Annotated in this window: 25 protein-coding genes; 16 read left to right on the forward strand and 9 right to left on the reverse strand. The window is 68.1% G+C overall.

Going from position 1 to position 22,778, the window contains the following annotated elements; all coding sequences use genetic code 11:
* Together VNJ47_08255 and VNJ47_08260 are read left to right on the forward strand one after the other, a co-directional pair.
* The coding region (locus VNJ47_08255) for a hypothetical protein (protein ID HXG28826.1) at positions 1-204 on the forward strand (204 nt) is incomplete at its 5' end.
* Positions 205-303: 99 nt separating this feature from the next.
* Positions 304-1,515 (forward strand): iron-containing alcohol dehydrogenase, encoded by a 1,212-nt coding sequence (locus VNJ47_08260; protein ID HXG28827.1) that lies wholly within the window; start codon positions 304-306, stop codon positions 1,513-1,515.
* Positions 1,516-1,593: 78 nt separating this feature from the next.
* Here the strand turns inward: VNJ47_08260 and VNJ47_08265 are convergent, their stop codons facing one another.
* Genes VNJ47_08265 through VNJ47_08290 form a run of 6 tightly spaced genes read right to left on the reverse strand, consistent with a single transcriptional unit; the run spans position 1,594 to position 7,685 of the window.
* Entirely contained in the window at positions 1,594-1,863 is a 270-nt protein-coding gene (locus VNJ47_08265) for a GIY-YIG nuclease family protein (GenBank protein HXG28828.1), read from the reverse strand.
* Positions 1,864-1,892: 29 nt separating this feature from the next.
* Positions 1,893-2,828: an oxidoreductase gene (locus VNJ47_08270; GenBank protein ID HXG28829.1), complete on the reverse strand. Its 936-nt coding sequence runs from the start codon at positions 2,826-2,828 to the stop codon at positions 1,893-1,895.
* A 54-nt stretch (positions 2,829-2,882) separates the two neighbouring features.
* Positions 2,883-4,313 (reverse strand): MFS transporter, encoded by a 1,431-nt coding sequence (locus tag VNJ47_08275; GenBank protein ID HXG28830.1) that lies wholly within the window; start codon positions 4,311-4,313, stop codon positions 2,883-2,885.
* 17 nt (positions 4,314-4,330) lie between these two features.
* The gene (locus tag VNJ47_08280) at positions 4,331-5,344 is read right to left on the reverse strand and encodes an NAD-dependent epimerase/dehydratase family protein (protein ID HXG28831.1); all 1,014 of its coding nucleotides are present in this window, start codon (positions 5,342-5,344) and stop codon (positions 4,331-4,333) included.
* Entirely contained in the window at positions 5,341-6,015 is a 675-nt protein-coding gene (locus VNJ47_08285) for a sterol desaturase family protein (GenBank protein ID HXG28832.1), read from the reverse strand. Before VNJ47_08285 ends, VNJ47_08280 begins: the two co-directional genes overlap by 4 nt.
* A gap of 26 nt (positions 6,016-6,041) precedes the next feature.
* Positions 6,042-7,685, reverse strand: a complete 1,644-nt coding sequence (locus VNJ47_08290) for an aldehyde dehydrogenase family protein (protein HXG28833.1) — start codon at positions 7,683-7,685, stop codon at positions 6,042-6,044.
* A gap of 52 nt (positions 7,686-7,737) precedes the next feature.
* Here VNJ47_08290 and VNJ47_08295 point away from each other — a divergent pair, with 52 nt between their 5' ends.
* From VNJ47_08295 to VNJ47_08330, 8 genes are all read left to right on the forward strand, one after another.
* Positions 7,738-8,520, forward strand: a complete 783-nt coding sequence (locus VNJ47_08295) for a helix-turn-helix domain-containing protein (protein HXG28834.1) — start codon at positions 7,738-7,740, stop codon at positions 8,518-8,520.
* A gap of 129 nt (positions 8,521-8,649) precedes the next feature.
* Positions 8,650-10,020 carry a DUF1329 domain-containing protein gene (locus VNJ47_08300; protein HXG28835.1) on the forward strand — a complete coding sequence of 457 codons (1,371 nt, stop codon included), beginning with the start codon at positions 8,650-8,652 and terminating at the stop codon, positions 10,018-10,020.
* A 165-nt stretch (positions 10,021-10,185) separates the two neighbouring features.
* Positions 10,186-10,968, forward strand: a complete 783-nt coding sequence (locus VNJ47_08305) for a hypothetical protein (GenBank protein ID HXG28836.1) — start codon at positions 10,186-10,188, stop codon at positions 10,966-10,968.
* Complete coding sequence (locus tag VNJ47_08310; GenBank protein ID HXG28837.1) at positions 10,958-11,755, forward strand: nuclear transport factor 2 family protein; 798 nt, start codon at positions 10,958-10,960, stop codon at positions 11,753-11,755. Before VNJ47_08305 ends, VNJ47_08310 begins: the two co-directional genes overlap by 11 nt.
* A gap of 2 nt (positions 11,756-11,757) precedes the next feature.
* Positions 11,758-13,005: an NADH:flavin oxidoreductase gene (locus VNJ47_08315; GenBank protein HXG28838.1), complete on the forward strand. Its 1,248-nt coding sequence runs from the start codon at positions 11,758-11,760 to the stop codon at positions 13,003-13,005.
* A 1-nt stretch (position 13,006) separates the two neighbouring features.
* Positions 13,007-13,981, forward strand: coding sequence for an oxidoreductase (locus VNJ47_08320; GenBank protein HXG28839.1), 975 nt, complete (start codon positions 13,007-13,009; stop codon positions 13,979-13,981).
* Positions 13,978-14,862, forward strand: a complete 885-nt coding sequence (locus VNJ47_08325; protein ID HXG28840.1) for a crotonase/enoyl-CoA hydratase family protein — start codon at positions 13,978-13,980, stop codon at positions 14,860-14,862. The genes VNJ47_08320 and VNJ47_08325 overlap by 4 nt, the downstream gene beginning before the upstream one ends.
* Positions 14,863-14,973: 111 nt before the next feature.
* The gene (locus tag VNJ47_08330; GenBank protein ID HXG28841.1) at positions 14,974-16,041 is read left to right on the forward strand and encodes a M14 family zinc carboxypeptidase; all 1,068 of its coding nucleotides are present in this window, start codon (positions 14,974-14,976) and stop codon (positions 16,039-16,041) included.
* A 7-nt stretch (positions 16,042-16,048) separates the two neighbouring features.
* Here the strand turns inward: VNJ47_08330 and VNJ47_08335 are convergent, their stop codons facing one another.
* Positions 16,049-16,885: a UDP-2,3-diacylglucosamine diphosphatase gene (locus VNJ47_08335; GenBank protein HXG28842.1), complete on the reverse strand. Its 837-nt coding sequence runs from the start codon at positions 16,883-16,885 to the stop codon at positions 16,049-16,051.
* Between the two features lie 106 nt (positions 16,886-16,991).
* Here VNJ47_08335 and VNJ47_08340 point away from each other — a divergent pair, with 106 nt between their 5' ends.
* The 5 genes from VNJ47_08340 to VNJ47_08360 all read left to right on the forward strand — a co-directional run bounded on the left by VNJ47_08340 (position 16,992) and on the right by VNJ47_08360 (position 20,296).
* A complete protein-coding gene (locus VNJ47_08340; GenBank protein ID HXG28843.1) occupies positions 16,992-18,092 on the forward strand; it encodes a glycosyltransferase family protein in 1,101 nt (366 codons plus the stop codon).
* A gap of 30 nt (positions 18,093-18,122) precedes the next feature.
* Positions 18,123-18,302, forward strand: coding sequence for a hypothetical protein (locus VNJ47_08345; protein HXG28844.1), 180 nt, complete (start codon positions 18,123-18,125; stop codon positions 18,300-18,302).
* Positions 18,302-19,099, forward strand: coding sequence for an SDR family oxidoreductase (locus tag VNJ47_08350; protein HXG28845.1), 798 nt, complete (start codon positions 18,302-18,304; stop codon positions 19,097-19,099). The genes VNJ47_08345 and VNJ47_08350 overlap by 1 nt, the downstream gene beginning before the upstream one ends.
* A gap of 3 nt (positions 19,100-19,102) precedes the next feature.
* A complete protein-coding gene (locus VNJ47_08355; protein ID HXG28846.1) occupies positions 19,103-19,726 on the forward strand; it encodes a class I SAM-dependent methyltransferase in 624 nt (207 codons plus the stop codon).
* A gap of 135 nt (positions 19,727-19,861) precedes the next feature.
* Complete coding sequence (locus VNJ47_08360; GenBank protein ID HXG28847.1) at positions 19,862-20,296, forward strand: YkgJ family cysteine cluster protein; 435 nt, start codon at positions 19,862-19,864, stop codon at positions 20,294-20,296.
* Positions 20,297-20,339: 43 nt separating this feature from the next.
* Here VNJ47_08360 and VNJ47_08365 read toward each other — a convergent pair whose 3' ends face one another.
* Together VNJ47_08365 and VNJ47_08370 are read right to left on the reverse strand one after the other, a co-directional pair.
* A complete protein-coding gene (locus VNJ47_08365) occupies positions 20,340-21,254 on the reverse strand; it encodes a metallophosphoesterase (protein ID HXG28848.1) in 915 nt (304 codons plus the stop codon).
* Between the two features lie 5 nt (positions 21,255-21,259).
* Positions 21,260-22,189: an oxidoreductase gene (locus VNJ47_08370; protein ID HXG28849.1), complete on the reverse strand. Its 930-nt coding sequence runs from the start codon at positions 22,187-22,189 to the stop codon at positions 21,260-21,262.
* Between the two features lie 87 nt (positions 22,190-22,276).
* Here VNJ47_08370 and VNJ47_08375 point away from each other — a divergent pair, with 87 nt between their 5' ends.
* Positions 22,277-22,768: a DUF2937 family protein gene (locus VNJ47_08375; protein HXG28850.1), complete on the forward strand. Its 492-nt coding sequence runs from the start codon at positions 22,277-22,279 to the stop codon at positions 22,766-22,768.
* Positions 22,769-22,778: the final 10 nt, after the last annotated feature.

A 22,778-nucleotide genomic window follows, 5' to 3' on the forward strand; every position in this document is an offset into this window, starting at 1 on the left:
GCGATCGCCGAGCAGATCGCCCAGAACGCACCGCTGGGCGTGCAGGCGACGATCGAGTCCGCGCGCTACGCTCAGACGCACGGCGCGGCGGCGGCGCTCAAACGCCTGCGCAGCAGGCTGCTGCGCCTGCTGCTGAGCAAGGACGCGCGCCGTGGCGTCGCCGCCTTCAAGGCGCGCGAGCCAGCGCGTTTCGAGGGCAACTGACCCTCTCCCCACTGTGTGGGAAGACGGTCAGGGAGAGGGGCCTGCCCTGCCGTGCTAAAGTTTGGGCAGTCCCGGCACCGTGACGGAGGGGGTCCTGCCGTGCTGTTCGCACTCGAAGTCCTGTTCCTGCGCATCTATATGGTCATCTTCAAGGCGGTGACCGCGATCATGCCGTTCAAGTGGCCGCAGACCTTCGAGGGGCCGGGCTCCTCGATCGACCTGTGCCACCACATCGCCGCCCAGGGCCACAAGAAGGTCCTGATCGTTACCGACGAGATGCTGGCCAAGCTCGGCCTGCTCGACAACATGAAGGCGGAGCTGGAGAAGCGCGGCGTGGCCTGCGCGCTCTACGACAAGGTCAGGCCGGACCCGACCGTCGAGCAGATCGAGGCCGGCTACGAGCTGCTGAAGCAGCACGGCTGTGATGCGATCCTCGCGGTCGGCGGCGGTTCGTCCATCGATGCGGCCAAGATGATCGGCGCGCGCGCCAAGAACAACAAGCCGATCGTGAAGATGGCCGGCCTGTTCCGTGTGTTCTGGGGCATGCTGCCGCTGTACGCGGTACCGACCACCGCCGGCACCGGCTCGGAAGTGACCATCGCCGCGGTGGTGTCCGACCCGTCCCAGCAGCGCAAGCTGCCGGTGATGGACCTGAAGCTCATGCCGACCGCTGCCGCGCTCGACGGCGAGCTGATGACCGGCCTGCCACCGCCGATCACCGCTGCCACCGGCATGGATGCGCTGACGCATGCGGTCGAGGCCTATATCTCGCGCAACGCGCTCAGGCGCACCGACGAGAAGGCGGTCGAGGCCACCCAGCTGATCCTGCGCAACCTGCCCATCGCCTATCGCGATGGCAAGAACGTCGAGGCGCGGCAGAACATGGCGCGCGCCTCACATCTGGCCGGCATCGCCTTCACCCAGGCCGGCGTCGGCTACGTACACGCGATCGCGCATAACTTCGGCGCGCGCTATCACACGCCGCACGGCCTGGCCAATGCCATCGTCATGCCTTACGTGCTCGAGTATTCCAAGCCGGCCTGCGCGCCGCGCCTGGCGATGCTGGCGCGCGAGTGCGGCATCGGGCCGCCCAACGGCACGGATGAGCAGCTGGCCGACGCCTTCATCGCCAAGATCAGGGAACTCAAGCAGCTGTTCGGCATCCCGGAAAAACTCGATAAGCTGCGCGCCGAGGACATCCCGGCCATCGCCCAGGCCGCGCGTGCGGAGGCGCGCTTCACTTACGCCGTGCCGCGCTACATGGACCAGGCCGCCTGCGAGAATCTGATCCGGCAGATGCTGGCGGTGTAGTCATGCGCTTCGCGCAGGTACAGGGCCGCGTCCGCGGCCCTGCCCACAACGAGCAAGAAGTGACTTCGTAGGCTGGTTTCAAGGTTCCCAGTCTTTTTTGCACCAGGCCAGTTTCTGCGCGCGCGACGCGCGCTTGAGCCGCCATTCGTAGCGGTAGGCCTCGACCTTGTCCCGGCAGCGCCGGCTGCGCAGCAGCCGGATGCCGCGCCGCGCGCGGGTATAGCGGCAGCCGCCGGCGCGATGCTCGGCCAGGCGCCGTTTCGGGTCGGTGGTGACGCCGGTATAGAGCGAGCCGCCCTCGCACTCGATGATGTAAACCTGCCAGCGGCTGCGCGTCACGGCGGCCATGGGCTCACGGTCCTGGACACGGCGGGTTTTCAAAGGTAGCGCACGCCGGTCATCGCCTCGGCCCGCGCCCACAGGCCGGCGCCGAGCTGCGGGTCCTGTGCGCGCCGGCTGGGCTGCACGCGCGTCGGCCAGCCGCGGAACTCGATGAAGCCGTCCGGCCCGATGTACTCCCCGCTCTGCACGTCCGGCATGGTGGCGGCGTACAGCTGGGGCAGGGCGCCGCGCGCAGCCGATTGCGCCAGCAGCGCATTGCCGAGCGTTGCCATCAGGTTCCAGACGCTGCGCGTCAACGAGGCTCCGCCCTGGCCGCCGCCATAGACGATGTTTGTGGCGGAGTAGCCCGGGTGCGCGGCCACGCTCCGCACATCGAATCCGGCCTTGCGCAGGCGACGATCCAGTTCGAGGGCGAACACCAGGTTGGCGAGCTTGGAGCGTGCGTAGGCGCCGCGCTTGGAATAGCAGGAGCGCTCCCAGTTGAGGTCGTCCAGCGGCAGGCGGCCGACGCGCTCGGACAGGCTGGTGACGGTGACGATGCGCGCGCCCGGCGTGGCGCGGGTCAACTCGAGCAGCAGGCCGGTCAGCGCGAAGTGGCCGAGGAAGTTGGTGCCGAACAGCATCTCGAAGCCGTCCGGCGTTTGGGTATAGGGCAGCGTCATCACGCCGGCGTTGTTGATCTGGATGTCGAGTCGGCGGTGGCGGGATTTCAGTTGCGCCGCGGCCGCGCGCACCGAGTCCAGGCTGGAGAGGTCGCCGGGCAGGAACTCCAGGCGCGCGCTCGGAAACTCCGCGCGGATGGCGGCCATCGCGCCTTCCGCCTTGCGCGCGTCACGGCAGCCGAGGATGACCTGCGCGCCGCGGGCCGCCAGCGCGCGGGCGGTGGCGAAGCCCAGTCCGCTGTTGGCGCCGGTGACCAGCGCGGTCTTGCCGGAAAGATCGGGAATGTCCTGCTCGGTCCATCGTGCCATGCGCCAGCGCTCCTCCCGTATTGCCCGCCAGCATCGGCGGATTCGGGCGCCGGATCAAGCCGCGTCGCGCGCGCGCCGGGCCTCGGCGAGGTCCTGCAGGAGACGGCTGTGGTCCGCGCGCCGCAGCCGGTAGCGGCTCAGGAAGTACAGGCTGACGACGTACAGGAGCATGACGGCCGGCGCATAGACGCTGCCCAGGGTCTGCACGGTCTCGGGCGCCACGTCCGCGATCTGCTGCTGGCGCGGGAAGCGGATCAGATCCAGCATCACGCCGGCCAAGAGCGCGCCGATGCCGGACGAGGCCTTGATCATGAACACGATGATCGAGGTAAAAGCGCCTTCCAGCCGGCGGCCCGAGGCCTGCTCGCCCTCGTCGGTGAGGTCGGCGACCATGGATGCGGTCAGGATGTTGATGGCGATCAGCGCGGTGACCAGGATCACCACGTGGAAGAACAGCAGCACCATCAGCTCGCGCGTGCCGTTCTCCGGAAACCAGCCCACCAGTCGCAGCACGATCGGCGCCGGGCCGAAGGCAATGGCGAAGGCCGCCAGCCAGACCGCGCAGGTCTTCTTGTCCCAGGTGCTGCCGATGATGGGGGCCAGGATTGCGGCCGCCATGACCGACAGCACCATGCCCAGCGTCAGGATGCCGAGCTGGTCGCCGGTCAGGCCCCAGAAGTAGGTGTTGACGTAATAGCCCACGGCATGGATGTAGCCCCAGGCGCCGGCCGAAAAGATCGCGCTGACCACCAGCGCACGGAACGAGGGGTTGCGCAGCACCGTGCGCATGTCGTCCCACAGATGCGAACGCGGATCGGGCCGGTTCGGGTTCAGGCGTGCCGCCCGCTGCGTGCCGAGGGCGCAGACGAGAATGGCCGTGCCCGCCAGCAGTGCGCAGACCAGCCCGAAGTCGGCATAGGACTGCGGCAGCAGGCGCCCATCGCTGCCGTCGGGCCGGGTGTTGAAGTACAGCAGGTAGCCGGCGATGGCGGCGCCCAGGCCCGCCATCCAGCCGAAGAAGAAGCGGATGCTGATGATCTCGGTGCGCTCGTCGTAGTCCGAGCTCAGCTCGGCCGCCATCGCGTTGCTGGGCACGGCGTAGAAGGTCAGGCTGACGCGCAGCAGGATGGCGAAGCCCAGCAGCCAGCCGAACAGCGCCATGCCCTGCAGCCCGGCGGGCGGCATGAACAGCAGCGCGAAGCTCAGCGCCACCGGTAGCGCGGCGAAGTACATGTAGGGATGGCGCCGGCCGAGGCGCGTGCGCGTGTTGTCCGAGATCACGCCCATCAGCGGGTCGGTGACGGCGTCCACGCACAGCGCGATGAAGATCGCCAGCCCGACCAGCGTGCCCGACAGCCCGAGCACGTTGTTGTAGTAGAACAGCAGGAAGACGTTGAAGGCTGTGTCCTTGACGCCTTCCGACACCGAGCCGATGCCGTAGAAGATGCGCGTGGCGGTCGGTACGGGCTGCGGGCGCTGGGACATGCGGGCTCCTGCGGGCGTCAGTGGGCTTGCGCGTGCGCCAGAGCGCGCACCGTCAGGCGGATACCTTCCTCCAGGCTGACCCTCGGTGTCCACTCCAGCTCGCGCCGGGCCTTGGCGATGCTGAAGTAATGGTGGGTGCACATGTAGCGCACGGCGAAGCGGGTGAGGCCGTTCTCGGCGTTGAGCGTGCCGCCCTTGAGCGTGTCCCAGCCCTCGGCCAGCGCGGCCACGGCGTAGGCCAGCCAGTAGGGCACCGTGCCGCGGATCGGCGGATAGCCGAGCTCGAGCAGGAATTTCTCGACGAAGTCGAAGAACGCCATCGGCTCGCCATTGGTGATGAAGTAGGCCTGGCCGCCGACCGGGGAACCGGGCGCCAGCCGTTCCTCCGCCGCAACGACCGCGTCCACCAGGTTGTCGATGTAGGTGAAATCCGAGAGCTTGTCGCGCTGGCCGACGGCGCGCTTGAGTCTGCCCTGCTGCGCCTTCTCGATGATGGCGGGGATGAAGCGCCGGTCGCCGGCGCCGAACACCACGTGCGGGCGGAGGGCGCAGGCCAGCGTGGCGCCGCGGCCGGAGAATTCGAGCACCGCCTTCTCGGCCGCAATCTTGCTGTCGGCGTAGGGCGCCTGGGAAATGCGCGCGTAGGGCAGGGTTTCGTCACCGTTCTCGATGTCGCGGCCCTCGTACACCGCGCTGGCCGAGCTGATGTAGACCAGGCGCGGGATCGCCTGCGCCTGGCAGGCGGCGAGGATGTTCTCGGTGCCGCCCAGGTTCACGGCCCAGACGTCCTCCGCGCGGTTGTGCTTGGTGTGCACCAGCGAGGCGTTGTGGATGATGCTGTCCATGCCGGCACAGGCATTGACGACGGCTGTGCGGTCACGCAGGTCCAGCTTGACGAAGGCCACATCCTGACGAAACGGTGTATCTAGGATGTCCGCGCAAGTGACGGCATGGCCTAGTGTCGCGAAGCGGTCGACCAGCGCGCGGCCGACGAAGCCCTGGCCGCCGGTGATGAGGATGCTGCGGCTCATTGGTACGTGCCGAAGGCCTGGTCCCAGAACGGGAAGATCGAGGCGTAGTTGTACCGGACCTTGTGGTGATGGATGTCGTGCCGGATGGCCCAGAAATTGAACAGCCGGAACGCTGGATGCGGGAACACCAGATTGCTGTGCACGATGATGTTGATGCTCGAGTGCAGGAAGAACACCAGGAGGAACGCGGTCGTGCTGATGGGCCCAAGGATCACGATGGCGAGAATCAGCAGGCCCAGCCCGCCGATGGCCTCGCCCGGGTGCAGGTAGATGCTCTTGTCCGAGGTGGTGTGGCGCACGAAATGATGCACACCGTGCAGGTACTTCATCACCTTGGGGACGTGCATGCCGCGGTGGTAGAAGTAGTACATGAAGTCGTAGAGCAGCAGCACGCCCAGGGTTTCGCCCAGCAGCCTGGTTACGCCCGGCCAGCCGGCGTACAGCGTCTGCTCGCCGAGGAAATAGAAGTAGGCGACGAAGATTAGCAGCGACATCACGTTGTTCAGGCTGGTGTTGATGGTCTTGCGCCGCGGCGGGATGTCGTCGCGCTCGGGCGTGCGGATGCGGTACTTGCGGTATTTCTCCGAGTGCGCCGCCCAGGTGAGCCCGGCCATCAGCAGCCCGTCGAAGGCGAGGATGGCGCCCCAGAGGAGGAAGAAAGTAGTGTCCATGATCCGTTGATCCCGAATCCGTGATGTCACCCCGGCGGAAGCCGGGGTCCAGGGCCTTTCGAGTCGCTGGATTCCGGCCTGCGCCGGAATGACAGCGGCGTTAAAGACAGCAAGGCCGCCAGCCGGTCGCGCCAGCGGCGCGCGAACAGCAGGCGGATCGTGGCGCGCGCCCTCGCGTAGTCGCCGGGTTTCACCGGATAGAGCTTAGGCGGGATGCGGAAGGGCAGGCGGTCACCCAGCACCGCCTTGGCGTTGGTGTAGGCGCGCAGGCCGTCGCGGCCGTTCATGCGCCCGAAGCCCGAATGTTTCACACCGCCGAAGGGCAGGTCCTGGTTGAGATAGCACAGGCCGAAGTCGTTGATACAGGTGGCGCCGGCCTCGAGTCGCGCGGCGATACGCTCGGCGCGGGCGGCATCCCTCGACAGCACCGAAGACTGCAGCCCGAAGGCGGTGGCGTTCGCCAGCCGGATGGCGTGCTCGTCGTCCTGCACCCGCATCAGCAGCATGACGGGCCCGAAGACTTCCTCGTTGGCGATGCGCATGTCCGGCGTGACGTCTGCCAGCACGGTGGGCGGGTAGAAGTTGCCCGGCCCGTCGGGTTTGCGTCCGCCCACCAGCGCGCGCGCGCCGTGGGCCAGGGCGTCGCGCACCAGCTCGTCCACGATCTTCACCTGCAGCGGCGAGGTCATCGCGCCGACATCGAGCGTGCCGGGCGCGGTGGGTACGCCCTGACGCAGCTGCGCAGCGTGCCGGGTGACTTCCGCGACGAAGCGGTCGTAGATGCCGTCGAGCAGCAGGATGCGCTCGGCGGCGATGCAGTTCTGGCCGAGGTTGATGAAGCAGCCGCCCAGGGCCGAGTGCACGGCGTGTTCCAGGTCGGCGTCCTCGCACACGATCAGCGGGTCCTTGCCGCCCAGTTCCAGGATCACGGGCGTCAGGTGCTCGGCGCTGCCCTCGATGATGCGCCGGCCGTTGGGCACCGAGCCGATGAACAGGATCTTCTGCACGCGGCTGCGCACCAGTGCCGCGCCGGTGTCGCCGAAACCATTAATGATCTGCACCGTGTCGGGCGAGAAGCCCTCTTTCGCCAGTGCCTCGTCCAGTATTCGCTGGAAGCGCTGCGTGGACCAGGCCACCATTTCGGAAGGCTTGACGATGACCGCGTTGCCGGCCATCAGCGGCGGCGCCAGCGAGGCGAAGATGTTCTGGAACGGGTAGTTCCAGGGCAGGATGCAGGCCACCACGCCCAGCGGGCGATATTCGATGCGCCCCTGCTTGTGCAGCAGCAGGCCGGAGGGCATGCGCTCGGGTTTGAGGTGCCGCTCGCCGTTCTTCATCAGCCAGCGCAGCTTGTTGCACACCGGCAGGATTTCGCCGAGCAGGGCGTTCTCGAAGGTCTTGCCACTGTCGCGCACGATCTCGGCACAGAGTTCATCGGTGTGCGCCAGGATGTGGTCGAGCAGGTGGCCCAGCACCGCGCGGCGCTGCGCAAAGCGGCTCTGGGCCCAGGCCCTCTGGGCGACGCGCGCGCGCTCGACCGCGGCGGCCACGTCTTCCGGCGTGGCGGCGGGCAGCGCCCCCAGCCGCTCGCCGGTGGCCGGATTGAAGCACTCGATCAGCGGCGCCGGGCTGCGGATCGCGGCTTGCGCAAGGGTGCCGGAGGCGGCCATGTCTAATTATCTGTAATTGCAATTACAAGAATTAGAATTTATATTACTAAACATGTCAAGAGCTGCCGCCGGAAGACCTGCGGGCGTCGTCCAGAAGGCAAGCCGGCCCGGCCGCCGGCGCGCCTCCAGCGAGCTGCGCGCGGCCAAGGACGCGCTGTACCGCGCGCACATCCTGGAGGCGGCCGAGCGCATCTTCGCCGAGCAGGGCTTCGACGACACTAAGATGCAGGACATCGCCCGCGCGGTCGGCATCTCGCTGGCCACGCTGTACCAGGCCTACCCGGGCAAGGCCGAGTTGTACCGCGCCATCCTCATCGCGCGCGACGCCGAAATGCTCGAGACCGTCATGGCGCATGGCCAGCAGGTGCTGCAGCAGCCGCAGAGCCTCGAGCAGCTGCTGTGGCTCATGCAGACGCACCTGCGTTTCCTGCTGGAGCATCCCGACTACCTGCGTATGCAGCTGCAGCAGGGTCACGCCTGGTACCACGCCACCGCCTGGCCCAGCCCGGAGGAGCAGCAGATGTGGGAGCGCGGGCTGCTGGCGGTGTCGCAGGTCCTGCGCTGGGGCCAGGCACGCGGCCTGTTCGTGCCCGGCGACGTCACCGACCAGGCGCGCCTGATGATGGCCATGCAGCAGGCGCGGCTGGCGAACTGGGTCAGCGGCGGCATGCAGGAGCCGCATGCGGCGGTGATGGCGCGCATCCAGGCCGACTTCGTGCGCAATTTCTGCCGGCCTCAACTGGCCGCGAGCCTGCTGGCAACCGATGGCGACCGGCTGAATCCCGAAACCGAGGCCCGGATCCGTGCAGCCGGCGGCCAGCCCGGCCGCACCTAGTCAGCTTGGACGAGGAAGCCGGGCTGCACCCGGCAGATAGTGGAAAGCAAAGACCCTGGAAAAGGGCTCCGAGGCGCGCCGCAGGCAGGCTTCGGCACCGATAACACGACGACGGGCGAGGAGAAGCGCATGAAGTACAGAAAGACTGTGCTGGGGGTGCTGTTCGCGGGCGTGGTGGGACTGCCCGCGCTGGGGGTGCAGGCCAAGGTTCCGCCGGAGAAGGCGGCCGAGCTCGACGGCCCGCGGCTGACCTGCATGGGCGCCGAGCGCGCCGGCACGCCCTCCGGCGTCGCCGAATACACCGGCAAGTGGTACAAGACCTGGCCCGGCGTGACGCGGCCCTATGGCTTCGAGCCCGGTCCATACAAGGACGAAAAGCCGCTGTTCACCATCACCGCGCAGAACATGTCCCAGTACGCGGACAAGCTGACGGAAGGCCAGAAGGCGCTGCTCAAGAAATACCCGAACCACTACAAGATGCACGTCTATCCCAGCCACCGCGATTTCCGCTTCGCGGACTGGGTGTGCGAGACGGTCAAGAAGAATGCGGTCACAGCCGAGGTCAAGCCGAACGGCCTCGGCGTCATCGGCACCAGCGGCGCGCATCCCTTCCCCTTCCCGCAGGGCGGGCTGGAAGCGATCTGGAACGTGATCCTGCCGCACCGCGCCTGGACCGAGGCCTGTGTTTGCGACATCGCCAACGTGTACTCGAACGGCAGCATCGCCTGGGGCCGCAACCGCTTCCGCACCATGAACCCGGGCAACGACCCGACCCGGCGCGGCAGCTTCCAGGACAAGGTCAACGGCTATTTCTATACCAGCTACATCCTGCCGGAGCGCGACAAGGGCTTCACCGCGGTCGGCTATCAGCCCAGCGATTTCTCGGCCGAAGGCACGATGTCCTGGCAGTACCAGCCGGGCATCCGTCGCGTACGCCAGGCGCCCGAGGTCGGTTTCGACTATCCGGTGCCGCCGGCCGGCATGCGCACGGTGGACGACGATTACGTCTTCAATGGTTCGCCCGAGCGCTACACCTGGAAGCTGATCGGCAAGAAGGAGTTCTACGTGCCGTATCACAACTTCAAGTTCGGCGACCCGGCCGTGAAGTACAGCGAGCTGATCAAGCCCAACACGCCCAACCCCGACTACATCCGCTACGAGCTGCACCGTGTGTGGCTGATCGAAGGCAACCTCAAGCAGGGTACGCGCCACATTTACAAGAAGCGCACGATCTACGCCGACGAAGATACCTGGCTGGCGCTGTGGGCGGACAATTACGACAACCGCGACCAGCTGTGGCGCATCGCCTTCGTGATGTATTTCTACTCGCAGGAATCCGGTACCTTCCACCGCGGCGCGTCCATCTACCACGACCTGACCTCGGGCGCTTACGAAGCCGGTTACCTGACCAACGAGCGCGGCGAGGACTGGTGGCGCATCAACCAGCCGCTGAACCCGGAGATCTTCACGCCGCAAGCAGCCGCTCGAGGGGGGCATTGATCAGGGCCTACGGCCCCCTTTTCAAACAAGCAAAGGCAAAGAGAAAACAAACTCTCCCTCCCCTTGGATGGGGGAGGGTGGGGTGGGGGTGATTCGCCCGGGATGATTCAAACAGGGTAGGCCGTCGACGTCCGGGCCGGGCTAGATTCACCGCGGGAGGACACCGTGAACTGGTACACCGGCAACACCACCTTCGACAGTGTGCTCGCGATCGGCTTCGCGTTCGCGGCCTTCACCATCGTCGGCTCGCTGTTCATGCAAAGCCCTTACGGGCGCTTCGCTTCGGACAAGTACGGCATCAACCTCAATCCGAAACTGGGCTGGTGGCTGATGGAGATCCCCGCCACCGTGGTGTTCCTGTGGTTTTACGTGCAGGGCCCGCGCGCGCTGGAGCCCACGCCGCTGGTGCTGGCGGCGATCTGGATGATTCACTATGGCAACCGCGGCTGGTTCTTCCCGCTGTCGCTCCGCGTGGCGCCCGGCAAGCGCAGCAGCTTCAGCCTGATGGTGATGGCCATGGGCATGTTCGTCACCGCCATCCACGGCTATCTCAACGCCAGGTTCTTCACCGAGCTCGCGCCGCACCTCACGCGCGACTGGCTGACCGACCCGCGTTTCATCGCCGGCGTGATCGTCTATTACGGCGGCTTCGGGCTGATCCTCAGCTCGGAGTCCATCATGCGCAACCTGCGCGCGCCGGATGGCAGCGGCGGTTACAAGATCCCGTATGGGGGCGCTTTCCGCTGGGTGTCGAGCCCGCAGTACCTCGGCGAGCTGATCGCCTGGGCTGGCTTCGCGCTCATGACCTGGGGCCTGCCGGGCGTGATGATCTTCCTGATCAGCGCCGGCAACCTGGTGCCGCGTGCCTTCGCCACGCACCAGTGGTACCGCGAAAAATTCCCGGACTATCCGCAGGACCGCAAAGCGCTGATTCCCTATGTCGTCTAACGTTACGCCGCAACACCTCATCGCCGCAGTCCAGCAGTCCCCCCAGCTGGTCGCCGTGCACGACCGCGAACGCTGGTGCGGTCTGTACGCGCAGGACGGTGAGGTCAACGACCCGGTCGGCTCACGTCCGCACCGTGGGCGTGCGGCCATCGAGCGCTTCTACGACACCTTCATCGCGCCCAATACGATCGTGTTCCGGGTCGAGCAGGACGTGGTCTGCGGCATGAGCGTGATGCGCGACCTGACCATTCGCACCACCCTATCCACCGGCGTGACCCTCGACGTGCCGATGCACCTGCGCTACGACCTGGTCGAGGAGCGCGGCGCCCTCAAAATCCGCCGCCTGTTTGCGCACTGGGAGCTGCCCTACATGATCGGCCTGCTGCTGAAGCAGGGGCTGAAAGGACTGTGGACCTCGATCAAGCTCGGGCCGCAGCTGATCGCAAACCAGGGGCTTGGCGGCATGCTCGGCTTCCTGCGCGGCTTCCTCGGCAACGGCCGCGCCGGCAAGAAGGCGGCCACGGCCTTTCTCGCTACGGCCGCGCGTGGCGACGCGGATGCGGCGGGCGCGCTGCTCGATCATCGCTGCGAACTGGAGCTGCCGGCGCACACGCCCATCGGCCTGCCCGAGCTGGTGCAACAGCTGCACGGTCTGCGCTGGAACAAGATGATCGCGGCCGGCGACTTCGTCACCGTCACGCTGCAGGCCGGCGGCCGGCGCGGGGTGGCGCTCTTGCGCTTCGACTACGGACCGCAGCGGATCTCCGGCGTACAGGTCTTCATCTGACGATGGCCGATGCTATGGGCGAGACTTCGCCGTTCAGCCCGGTCCGGATCGGCCCGCTGACGCTCCGCAACCGCTTCATCAAGTCGGCCACCAACGAGGGCATGGCCAAGGGCGGCGTACCGTCGCAGCGGCTGGTCGAGCATCACCGTCGCATGGTGGCCGGCGGCGCCGCCATGACCACCGTGGCCTACTGCGCGGTGAGCCCGGACGGGCGCACCTTCGAGGACCAGGTCACGCTCGACGATGCCACGCTGCCGCCGCTGCGCGCGCTCACCGACGCCGTGCACCGCGAAGGCGGCGCGGCCTGCGCGCAGATCACGCATGGCGGCGCCTTCAGCTTCGTGCCGAGGCTGTCCACGCGCTATCCGCGCAGCGCCTCCGGCGGCTTCAACCCGCCGGGCGTGATCGCCGGGCGGCTGTTCAAGCGCGCCATGAGCGAGGACGAGCTGGCCCGCGTCGCGGAGGAATTCGTCGCCGGCGCGCGCCGGGTGCGCGCAGCCGGCTTCGACGCCGTCGAAATCCACATGGGCCACGGCTACCTGCTGAGCCAGTTCATCTCGCCTTCCTACAACAAGCGCCGGGACCGGTGGGGCGGGGCGACCGCCGCCGAGCGCGCGCGTTACCCCGCACGGGTACTGCGTCAGGTGCTGGACGCCGTGGGCCATGCACTGGCGGTGACCTGCAAGATCAGCGTGGTCGAGGGCTTCAAGGGCGGCGCCACGGCCGAGGACGCGGTGCAGGTGGCGCAGGTGCTGGAGCGCGAAGGTGCGCACCTGCTGGTGCTGTCCGGCGGCATGAATGTCGAGGCGCCCTGGGCGATCTTCGGCAGCAACATGCCGGCGAGGGTGGTGGAGACCAACCAGTCCGCGCTGGTGAAGCTGTCCACGCGCCTGATGAAGCTGTGGGAGCCGAAGCTCGAATTCCGCGAGCTGTATTTCCTCGAGCACTCGCGCAGGGTTCGCGCCGCCGTCAGGCTGCCGCTGGCCTATCTCGGCGGCGTCAAGTCGCTGGACGGCGTGCAGCGCGTGCTGGCCGAGGGTTTCGACTGCGTGGCGATGGGCCGTGCGCTGATCCATGATTCCGATCTCATCAACAAGTTCCGCGACGGCCGCGCCACGGCCTCCGGCTGCACGGCCTGCAATCAGTGCGTGTCCATGATGTACACGGCCGGCGGAACGCGCTGTGTGCTGACGGAAACGCGCCCCGAGACGGAGCTGGCGCGCCTGAACAGCATGCCTGCCGCAGGTTGAGATGAAGGCGCCCGACTGCTGGCGCGAGCAGCTCCCGGATCTGTCCGGTAAGCGCGCGCTGGTCACCGGCGCCGCCAGCGGCCTGGGTTATGAAACCGCCGCCGGGCTCGCGTCACGCGGCGCCCAAGTGCTGCTGGCCGACCTGAACGAGGCCGGGGGCAAGGCCGCCGCCGCGCGCATCCGCGCGCAGTCACCGCAGGCGACGGTCGAATTCCGCGCACTCGACCTGGCCGATCTTGCCGGTATCCGGCGCTTCGCGGCCGCGCTGAATGCCGAGAACCGCCCGCTCGACATCCTGGTCAACAACGCCGGCATCCTGCCACCCCTCGAACGGCGCACGACGAAGGACGGTTTCGAGCTCAAATTCGGCATCAACGTGCTTGGGCATTTCGCGCTGACCGGCCTGCTGTGGCCGAGCCTGCAGGCCGCCGCCGCGGCGCGCGTGGTCTGGGTGTCGAGCCTGGTGCACCGTCATGCGCAGCTCGACTTCGACGATCTCAACGCCGAGCGCCGCTACGCGCCGCAGCGCGCCTACAACCAGGCCAAGCTGGCCTGCCTGGTGCTGGCGCTGGAACTGCAGGCGCGCGCGCAGGCCGCGGGCAGCCGGGTCATGGGCCTGGCCGCGCACCCGGGTGTGGCCAAGACCGCCATCGGCGACAGCCGCAAGGGTCAGGCGCGGCGCAGCCTGGTCGATCACCTGTCCGATATCGCGTTCTGGATCGCGATGAATGTCTTCAGCCAGCCGCAGGAGCGCGGTGCGCTGCCGATCCTGTACGCGGCCACCGCCGCCGATGTGAAAGGCGGCGAATTCTACGGCCCGGACGGCTTCGGCGAGATGCGCGGCTGGCCGATCCGCGTGCAGCCGTCGCCGCCCGCGCTCGACCCCGCGACCCGCGCACGGCTCTGGGCCGAGTGCGAAAGACTCACCGGCGTCCGCTATGATGCGCTCACCGTAACCGGCAGGATCCCGCCATGAACTACCACACGCTCGATTACCGCATCGAAGACCGCGTCCTCACGCTCACCCTCAACCGTCCGGACAAGCTGAATGCGTTCACGGTGGAGATGGCCAACGAGCTGGTGGACGCCTTCAACCGCGCCAGCGAGGACGACGCCGTCGGCGCGATCGTCGTCACCGGTGCCGGCAAGGCCTTCTGCGCCGGCATGGACCTGACCGCCGCGGGCAACGTGTTCGGCCTGAACGAATCGCTCAAGCCGACGCTCAGGGATATGAACGAGCGCCTCGACGACCCCGATATCCTCAAGGGTGTTCGCGACACCGGCGGGCGCGTGACGCTGGCGATCTTCAACTGCAAGAAGCCGGTCATCGCCGCCATCAACGGCGCCGCGGTCGGCATCGGCGCCACCATGACGCTGGCGATGGACATCCGCCTGGCCTCGGACAAGGCGCGCATCGGATTCGTGTTCGGCAAGATCGGCATCGTGCCGGAGGCCTGCTCGAGCTGGTTCCTGCCGCGCATCGTCGGCATCTCACAGGCGCTGGAGTGGTGCTACACGGCGGATATCCTGGACGCAGCGGAAGCCAAGCGCGGCGGCCTGGTACGTGAGGTGTTCGCGCCCGAGCAACTGCTGCCCGAGGCCTACAAGCTGGCGCACCGCATCATCGACCACCGCTCGCCGGTCGCCATCGCGCTGGCGCGGCAGATGCTGTACCGCAACGCCGCCCAGCCGCATCCGCTGGAGGCGCACAAGGTGGACTCGCTGGCGGTGTTCTACACCAGCCTGAAGGACGGCAAGGAGGGCGTGCAGAGTTTCCTCGAGAAGCGCACCCCGAATTTCACCTCGAAGTGCTCCACCGACATGCCGCCGTTCTATGGGGCATGGGTGAAGTCCTAGCGTCTGCCAGACGTCGGATTCTGCTCGGATCGCAGGCCCGCACGGTTCTGTAACCCGACCGCAACACTGCGCCCCTAGCATCGGCCCGTTGCCGCTGCCCTGCGTATGCCGATGCCGCCCGCGCTCACGTCCCCGTTTTCCACGGGCGAATTTCCGGAGCTGGAGACCCTGCAGCGTCTCGTGGACCGGGCCGGGGCGGCGGCGCGTGCGGACACCCTCGCGGAAATCGAAACCCCGCGCGGCCGGCTGCCGCTCATCTGCCTGGAGCTCGGCAGCGAGGCGCCGGATGCGCCGGCCGTGGGCTTCTTCGGCGGCGTGCACGGCGTCGAGCGCATCGGCTCACAGGTGCTGCTGGCCTACCTGCACGCGCTGGTCGAGCGCCTGGGCTGGGACGAATCGCTCGCCGCGATGCTGGCGCGCGTGCGACTGGTTTTCGTCCCCATCGTCAACCCGGGCGGCATGCTGCTGGGCACCCGCGCCAATCCCGCCGGCGTGGATCTCATGCGCAACGCGCCGGTGGAGGCCGACCCCGGCGTGCCGCGGCTGCTGGGCGGGCAACGGCTCTCGCCGTCGCTGCCGTGGTATCGCGGCGGGGCGGGCGAGCCGATGCAGCCGGAGGCGCAGGCACTGTGCGCGCTGGTCGAGCGGCGCCTGCTGGGCCAGCCCTTCAGCCTGACGCTGGACTGCCATTCCGGCTTCGGCATGCGCGACCGCATCTGGTTTCCCTATGCCCGCACGCGCGAGCCGGTGGCCTGCCTGCCGGAGATCTACGCGCTGCGCTCGATGTTCCGCAGCACGCATCCCTTCCACGGCATCTACGTGATCGAGCCGCAGTCGCGCCAGTACCTGGCGCACGGCGACCTGTGGGACTATCTCTATGACCGCTCGGATAAGGCGGCCCGCACCTATATCCCGCTGACGCTGGAACTCGGCTCCTGGATCTGGGTGAAGAAGCGCCCGCTGCAGCTGTTCTCCACGCTGGGCCTGTTCAATCCCATCGCGCCGCACCGGCTGCACCGGGCGCTGCGCCGGCACCTGACGCTGCTGGATTTCCTGGTGCGCGCGGCGATCTCGCACCATCGCTGGCGCCCGCCGGCGGAGGCACGCGCCGCCCTGATGGAAGCGGCCATGGCCTACTGGTACGGCGCCGCGCGGCCCGCGCCGCAGCGCCTGGCGTAGCCGCCGCTCAGGCCGACTGCCGCAGGCGCAGCGGCAGGATCTTGGCCGGCGCAGGGGACTCCGCTTCCAGGTCCTGCGGCGCCAGGGCAGGGCGCAGGATGCGGATCCGGCCGTCGAAGTCCTCGGCCAGCGCCGTGCAGGATTCCACCCAGTCGCCGCAGTTGTGGTAGGTCACGCCGTGGATCTGGCGGATCTCGGCATGGTGGATGTGGCCGCAGACGATGCCGTCGAAGCGCCGGATGCGGCACTCGCGCGCCACCGACGATTCGAAGTCCGAGATGATGTTGACCGCCGCCTTGACGTGCTGCTTGGCGAAGCCCGCCAGCGACCAGTGGCCGAGGCCGGCCAGCCGCCGCGCGCGGTTGATCCAGCGGTTGGCCTCCATCGCGGCGTGGTAGGCGGCGTCGCCGGCGCGCGCCAGCCAGCGGTGGTAGCGGGTGATGACGTCGAACTGGTCGCCGTGGATGACCAGCAGCCGGCGGCCGTCCGCGGTCCGGTGCACGTGCTCCTGGGCCACGCGGATGTTGCCCATGCGCGGCTCGAAGGCGAGGAACTTGCGCAGGAAATCGTCGTGGTTCCCGACCACGTAAACGACCTGCGTGCCGCGCTTGGCCTTGGTCAGGATGCGGCGGATGACGTTGCTGTGCGCCTGCGGCCAGTAGAACTCGGTGCGCAGCTTCCAGCCGTCGATGATGTCGCCGACCAGGTAGAGCCGCTCGCAGTCGGTGGCCTTGAGGAAGGCGGCCAGCGCCTCGGCTTGGCAGCCGCGTGTCCCCAGGTGCACGTCGGAGATCCACAGCGTGCGGTAACGCGGCGGGGTTCCGGCCTCGTTTCGGTCGTTCATGGCGCCGTTATAGGCCCCGATGATGACCCGGCGATGACAGTCGCTGTCACGCGCCCGTCACCTGACCGTCATGCGCGTTACGCGTCCGCGGCCCAGCCTGTGCGCCATGCGAATCGCCTACGGCGTCATGGGTTACGGCCGCGGCCACTCGATCCGGGCACGGGCCGTGCTGCCGGCACTGATGCGCGAGCACGAGGTCACGGTGTTCGCCGGCGGCGACGCCTACGCCATGCTGGCCGCGGACTTTCCGACCGTGCGCATCCCGACGCTCGGCTACGTGTATGGCCGCAGCGGCCAAGTCTCCTTCCCGGCGACGATCTCGGCCAACGCGGGCCAGACGACACAGCTGCTGCTCGGTGGACCGGCGCTGCGTGCGGTGATGGACGAGTTCCAGCGCCTCGGGATCGAGCTGGCGATCTCCGATTCGGAGGCCTGGACGCACCAGGCCGCGCGGCGCCTGGGCATCCCGCGCATCGGCTTCGACCACGTCGGCGTGATCGCCTTCTGCAAGCCGCATTACCCTGCCGAGCTCGCCTGGCGCGGGCGGCGCGACGCCTGGGGCTACCGGCGGCTGATGGGCCGACCGGACCGGGTGATCGTGTCGAGCTTCTACCCGGTGCAGCCGCTGGCGGCGGACACGCAGGTGGTCGGCCCGATCCTACGCCCGGAGGTGCGCAGCGCCAGCGCCCGCCCCGGCGATTACCTGCTGTGCTATTTCAACAAGGGCCATCTGCAGTACACGCCGCGACTGGAGCGCGAGCTGCAGGAACTGGACCTGCCGGTGCTCATCTACGGGACGCCGGAGGAGGGTACCCGCGGCAACCTGGTGTTCCGGCCGATCGATCCGCTGCGGTTCGTGCAAGACTTCGCCGGCTGCCGCGCGGTCATCGCCACTGCCGGCAACCAGCTCATCGGCGAGGCCCTGCATTTGCGCAAGCCGGTGCTGGCGCTGCCCGAGCGCGTGTTCGAGCAGGAGCTGAATGCCTGGATCGTGGAGCGGCTGGGCATCGGGCGCAGCAGCCGTTTCGCCACGGTCACCGCCGACGAGATCGAGCTGTTCCTGGCCGAGGCGCCGGCCTGCGCCGCGCGCATGGAAGGCTATGGCGGCGATGGCACCGCCGAGGCGATCGCCGGCCTGCGGCGCTGCATCGGCGAGCTGGGCGCTGAGCGCAGGCGCGATCTGGCCGGGCGTGAACCGACAGCGTAGACTCGCAGCAGGTCACACCCGGGGGCGGCCATGAAAACCCTGTCGATCCTGCTGCTGGCGGCTTTACTGTCTTCCTGCGAACTGTTCGGCGGTCCGGGCGTCAAGGCCGGCCATGACGTGGTGATCTGCCACAAGGGCAAGACCATGACCCTGCCGGAGGAGGCGGCCCGCGCGCACGTCAACCACGGTGACCACTACGGGCCCTGCTGATGACGCAACTGGCAGGCAAGGTCGTCTGGATCACCGGCGCTTCCAGCGGCATCGGCGAGGCGCTGGTGCGCCAGGCCTCGGCCCGCGGCGCGAAGCTGGTGATCACCGCGCGTCGCGAGCCGGAACTGTCACGCGTGCGCGCCAGCTGCGCGCAGCCGGAAGCCGTGGCGGTATTGCCGCTGGACCTCGCCGCGCTCGACGACCCGCAGGCCGCTGCGCGCCGCGCGGAGAGTTTTTTCGGCCCGGTGGACATCCTGGTCAACAATGCCGGCATCTCGCAGCGCACGCTGATGCTGGAGACGCAGCTGCCGGCCTACCGCCGCATCATGGAAGTGGATTTCTTTGCGCCGGTAGCGCTGACCCAGGCGCTGGTGCCGGGCATGCTGGCGCGCGGCGGTGGCCACGTCGTCGTGGTCAGCAGTGTGCTCGGCAAGGTGGCGCTGATGCGTCGCACCGGCTACGCCGCCGCCAAGCACGCGCTGCACGGTTTCTTCGACTGCGCGCGCATCGAGCTGGGCGATAAGGGCATCCGCTTCACCCTGGTCTGCCCCGGCTTCGTCAGCACCAACGTCTCGGTCAATGCGCTCACCGCCGACGGCACGCCCTGGGGGCAGGTGGACAAGGACATCGGCGCCGGCATGGACCCGGCCGTGTGCGCCGAGCGCATCTGGCGCGCAGTGGAAAAGGATGAGCTCGAAGTGATCATCGCCGGCAAGGAGCGCATCGCCGTCTGGATCAAGCGTTTCCTGCCGCTGTCCGTCTATACCGCCTTCGCGCGGCGGCTGAAGGTTCACTGACCCATGCAGGAAAACTGGTACGACCGGCACATCCTGCCTTACCTCATCGACTTGGCCTGCGGCCTCAAGGCGGTCAACAGGCAACGCGCGAAGGTGGTGCCGCGCGCGCAGGGTCGCGTGCTGGAGGTCGGCATCGGCACCGGCCTGAACATCCCGCACTACGATAAGACCCGCGTGCACGGCATCGTGGGCGTGGACCCGGCGCTGCGCATGCACCGGCTGGCGCAGAAGCGCATCGCGCGCGCCGGGTTGAACGTCGAGCTGATCGGCCTGGAGGCCGAGAAGCTGCCGATCGCGGACCGCAGCTTCGACTCTATCGTGTGCACCTACACGCTCTGCACCATCCCCGATCCGGTGGCGGCGCTCAAGGAGATGCGCCGCGTGCTCAAGCCCGGGGGCAAGCTGATCTTCTGCGAGCATGGGCGCGCGCCGGAAGAATCCGTGCGCCGCTGGCAGGACCGCCTGCAGCCGCTGTGGGGGCGCCTCGCCGGCGGCTGCCACCTCGGGCGCGACATCCCCGCGCTGCTGCAGGCCGGCGGTTTCACCGCGCCCGCCATGGAACGCGGCTATATCAAGGGACCGCGGCCGATGACCTATAACTACTGGGGCGAAGCGCAGGCGATATAGGCTTTGTCAGTCCACAGTACCGGGCGGTCTGGGGTTTGCGGCTGAAGCCGCTCCTGCCGGGGATTCGGGTCGAAGACTGTAGGAGCGACTTCAGTCGCGACCCATTGCAAGCGCGCACCAAGAACGGTTGAGGAAATGCCAAAGATTGACAAAAAGCTCTACCGCGACGGCATCCGCTTCGAGTGCACCGGCTGCGGCGAATGCTGCCGCGCGCGGCACGGCTACGGCTACATCTACGTCACGCTGACGGAACGCCGCCGGCTGGCGCAGCACCTGGGCCTGCCCACTCGCGAGTTCACCCGGCAGCACTGCGAGAAAACCGACGAGCGTTTCCACCTGCGCGATCCGGCGCGCAGCTGCCAGTTCCTCGACGGCGCGCGCTGCACGGTGTACGAGGCCCGTCCGGGCCAGTGCCGGACCTGGCCGTTCTGGCCGGAGAACCTGAACGCGAAGACCTGGAAGACCGAGGTCATGCGCGACTGCCCGGGTATCGGCGTCGGGCGGCTGTACACCCAGCAGGAGATCGAGGCACAACTGGCCGAAGAAAAGCGACGCGAGAGCCGGAACTGACGAGTTTCTAATCGTCATTCCGGCGCAAGCCGGAATCAGCGTCTTAAAGGCTCTGGACCCCGCCCCCGGCGTTAGCCGGGGCAACAACCCCCTGCTGATTAACCCATACCTCTTCCGCACGCGCGCCGGCCTCGTCCAGCGTCAGCGCGATGTGGTGCCGCGGCTGCCCCAGCGCGCGGCGGCGGATGCGCGGTACGCGTGCGGCATTGATGTACAGCACGCCGTCGCGCTGCAGCTGCCAGTGCTTGCGCTCGCCGCCGGTGCCCTTGAGCCGGTGATGCATATGCCCGGCGATGACGGCATGGACTTTCTTGCCGGCGCGCAGCGCGTAGTCGATGGCGGCACGCAGGTCCGGATCGCCGAAATCCCCGCCCTCGGCGCGGAAATCGCAGCCCCAGAGGTCGTCGCGCGCGGCGCCCAGGCCGGACGGGCCATTGTGCGAGAGGAAAACGATGTCCCGCGGCGCCTCGTCCACCAGCGCGCGCAGCCTGGCGGCGGAGGCCGCGAAGCTGTCCACCCCGTAGCGGCGCTTCAGGAAGGCGCTGAAGTACAACCGGTCGCCGCCCATGCTGTAAGGGCGCGCGGCGATCAATCCCAGCGGCCGCCCGTCCCAGTCGAGCCGGTCGAGCGAATACCCGACCAGTTTCACGGGGCCGAGCGCGGCGCGCAGCGCGGCCTCGCGCCGCTCGTGGCCATAGCTCAGCAGCGCCGCGAGCCGGTCGTGGTGTTTGAGCTCGGCCAGGAATTGCAGCGCCGTGCTGGCGTCGTGGTTGCCGGGAATCATGAAGGCCGGCAGGCGCAGCGCCGCGAGCCGGCGCGCGGTCGGCAGCGAGCCGATCAGCGGCGGCAGGTCGCCGGTGCAGAGCAGGGCGGCGTAGGCCCCTTGGCTGAAATACGCGTTGTCGGCCTGCGTCCAGCTGCCATGAACGTCGCCGACGATGGCGAGACGCAGGGCCAAGGGGCTTAGAGATACTTCACGCCGGTCAGCTGCTGCGACAGCACCCACAGCTTGCCGGCGAGTTCTGGATCACGCGCCAGCTTGCGGCAGCCGACTTTCTTCGGGTAGCCCTTGAGCTGGCGCCAGCCGTCCGGGCCGAGGTAGTCGCCGCCCTGTACGTCGGGCATGGTGGCGGCGTAGAGCTGGGGCAGGGCGCCCCTGTCGGCCGGCTGCGCGAACAGGTTGTTGCCGATGTCCATCGCCAGCCTGCCGAGCAGGGACTTCTCCATCGCCGGGCCGGCGAAGCCGAGGTTGGTGGCGGAGTAACCCGGGTGCGCGGCTACCGCCAGTACGCCGATGCCGGCGCGCCCGAGGCGGCGCTGCAGCTCGAAGGTGAACAGCAGGTTGGCCAGTTTGCTGCGGCCGTAAGCAATCCACTTGTGATACCGGCTGCGCTCGTAGTTGAGGTCGTCCAGGTCGATGCCCGGCGCCCAGTTGTGCGCCAGGCTGGCGACGTTGACCACGCGCGCGCCGGGCGCGGCGCGCAGCCGGTCGAGCAGGAGGCCGGTGAGCGCGAAGTGGCCGAGATGATTGGTGCCGATCTGCATCTCGAAGCCGTCCTTCGTGCGGCACAACGGCAGCGCCATGACGCCGGCGTTATTGATCAAGAGGTCCAGCTTCGGGTATTTGGCCGCGAAGGTCTGCGCGAATCCGCGCACCGAGGCAAGATCGGCCAGGTCCAGCGGGATGAATTCCAGCTTCGCATCCGCTACGGTCTGGCGGATGTCATTCATGGCCCGCTCGGTCTTCTCGGGTGCGCGGCAGGCCATCACCACCTCGGCGCCCTTGCGCGCCAGTTCCAGCGCGGTGTGGTAGCCGAGCCCGCTGTTCGCACCGGTGACGACGGCCACTTTGCCGGCCTGCGAGGGCATGTCTGCCGGGGTCCACTGGCTCATGTGCTCATCCTCCCGTTTGAGCGCTATACCTTAACGCAGAAGCCGGGGGTTTGACCGGCGGGCGCGGGCGGCGCGATAGTGACTGCCATGAAATTCTTCGGCGGACTGCTGGACCGCATCGTGCTGCTGTTCGGCGTGTTGCTGGGTGGCTGCGCGCCCAGCTTCATCAACCAGTACCGGCAGCGCGTCGGCGGGCGCCTCGACCAGGTGCTGCAGGACCTGGCGCCCTTCCAGGCCATCGCCGACCGCTACCATGGCGGCAGCCTGGAGGCCCTCATCCAGCACCATCTGCGCAGCCCCGACCGCACTTTCTACGAGGAGGGCGCGGCCATCCAGGCGATGGTGGATGCCGCCGAGCGCCTGCGCGCCGCGCAGGCGGCGCTCGAAACCGACATCTGGCACCAGCTCGCCTATGTCGTCATGCATCACGATCCGGAGATCGTGCGCGCGACGCTCACGAGCTACGAGCCCGCCTTCATGATCACGCCGGACAGCCTGCTGGTCGCCGCTGTCGTCGGCTTTGGCGCCTGGCTGTTGTTCATGGCGGTGTGGCGGCTGCTGGCTTTTCTATCGCGCTGACCTCCTCAGC

Source organism: Nevskiales bacterium (genome assembly GCA_035574475.1).
Classification (GTDB): domain Bacteria; phylum Pseudomonadota; class Gammaproteobacteria; order Nevskiales; family DATLYR01; genus DATLYR01.

Bases quoted from the DNA above. Each gene is read 5' to 3' on its own strand.
- VNJ47_08345 (HXG28844.1), top strand. From the start codon at position 18,123: ATGAAAACCCTGTCGATCCTGCTGCTGGCGGCTTTACTGTCTTCCTGC.
- VNJ47_08280 (HXG28831.1), bottom strand. From the start codon at position 5,344: ATGAGCCGCAGCATCCTCATCACCGGCGGCCAGGGCTTCGTCGGCCGC.
- VNJ47_08325 (HXG28840.1), top strand. From the start codon at position 13,978: ATGAACTACCACACGCTCGATTACCGCATCGAAGACCGCGTCCTCACG.
- VNJ47_08270 (HXG28829.1), bottom strand. From the start codon at position 2,828: ATGGCACGATGGACCGAGCAGGACATTCCCGATCTTTCCGGCAAGACC.
- VNJ47_08320 (HXG28839.1), top strand. From the start codon at position 13,007: ATGAAGGCGCCCGACTGCTGGCGCGAGCAGCTCCCGGATCTGTCCGGT.
- VNJ47_08290 (HXG28833.1), bottom strand. From the start codon at position 7,685: ATGGCCGCCTCCGGCACCCTTGCGCAAGCCGCGATCCGCAGCCCGGCG.
- VNJ47_08355 (HXG28846.1), top strand. From the start codon at position 19,103: ATGCAGGAAAACTGGTACGACCGGCACATCCTGCCTTACCTCATCGAC.
- VNJ47_08275 (HXG28830.1), bottom strand. From the start codon at position 4,313: ATGTCCCAGCGCCCGCAGCCCGTACCGACCGCCACGCGCATCTTCTAC.
- VNJ47_08300 (HXG28835.1), top strand. From the start codon at position 8,650: ATGAAGTACAGAAAGACTGTGCTGGGGGTGCTGTTCGCGGGCGTGGTG.
- VNJ47_08295 (HXG28834.1), top strand. From the start codon at position 7,738: ATGTCAAGAGCTGCCGCCGGAAGACCTGCGGGCGTCGTCCAGAAGGCA.
- VNJ47_08335 (HXG28842.1), bottom strand. From the start codon at position 16,885: ATGAACGACCGAAACGAGGCCGGAACCCCGCCGCGTTACCGCACGCTG.
- VNJ47_08285 (HXG28832.1), bottom strand. From the start codon at position 6,015: ATGGACACTACTTTCTTCCTCCTCTGGGGCGCCATCCTCGCCTTCGAC.
- VNJ47_08330 (HXG28841.1), top strand. From the start codon at position 14,974: ATGCCGCCCGCGCTCACGTCCCCGTTTTCCACGGGCGAATTTCCGGAG.
- VNJ47_08265 (HXG28828.1), bottom strand. From the start codon at position 1,863: ATGGCCGCCGTGACGCGCAGCCGCTGGCAGGTTTACATCATCGAGTGC.
- VNJ47_08370 (HXG28849.1), bottom strand. From the start codon at position 22,189: ATGAGCCAGTGGACCCCGGCAGACATGCCCTCGCAGGCCGGCAAAGTG.
- VNJ47_08375 (HXG28850.1), top strand. From the start codon at position 22,277: ATGAAATTCTTCGGCGGACTGCTGGACCGCATCGTGCTGCTGTTCGGC.
- VNJ47_08315 (HXG28838.1), top strand. From the start codon at position 11,758: ATGGCCGATGCTATGGGCGAGACTTCGCCGTTCAGCCCGGTCCGGATC.
- VNJ47_08310 (HXG28837.1), top strand. From the start codon at position 10,958: ATGTCGTCTAACGTTACGCCGCAACACCTCATCGCCGCAGTCCAGCAG.
- VNJ47_08340 (HXG28843.1), top strand. From the start codon at position 16,992: ATGCGAATCGCCTACGGCGTCATGGGTTACGGCCGCGGCCACTCGATC.
- VNJ47_08350 (HXG28845.1), top strand. From the start codon at position 18,302: ATGACGCAACTGGCAGGCAAGGTCGTCTGGATCACCGGCGCTTCCAGC.
- VNJ47_08360 (HXG28847.1), top strand. From the start codon at position 19,862: ATGCCAAAGATTGACAAAAAGCTCTACCGCGACGGCATCCGCTTCGAG.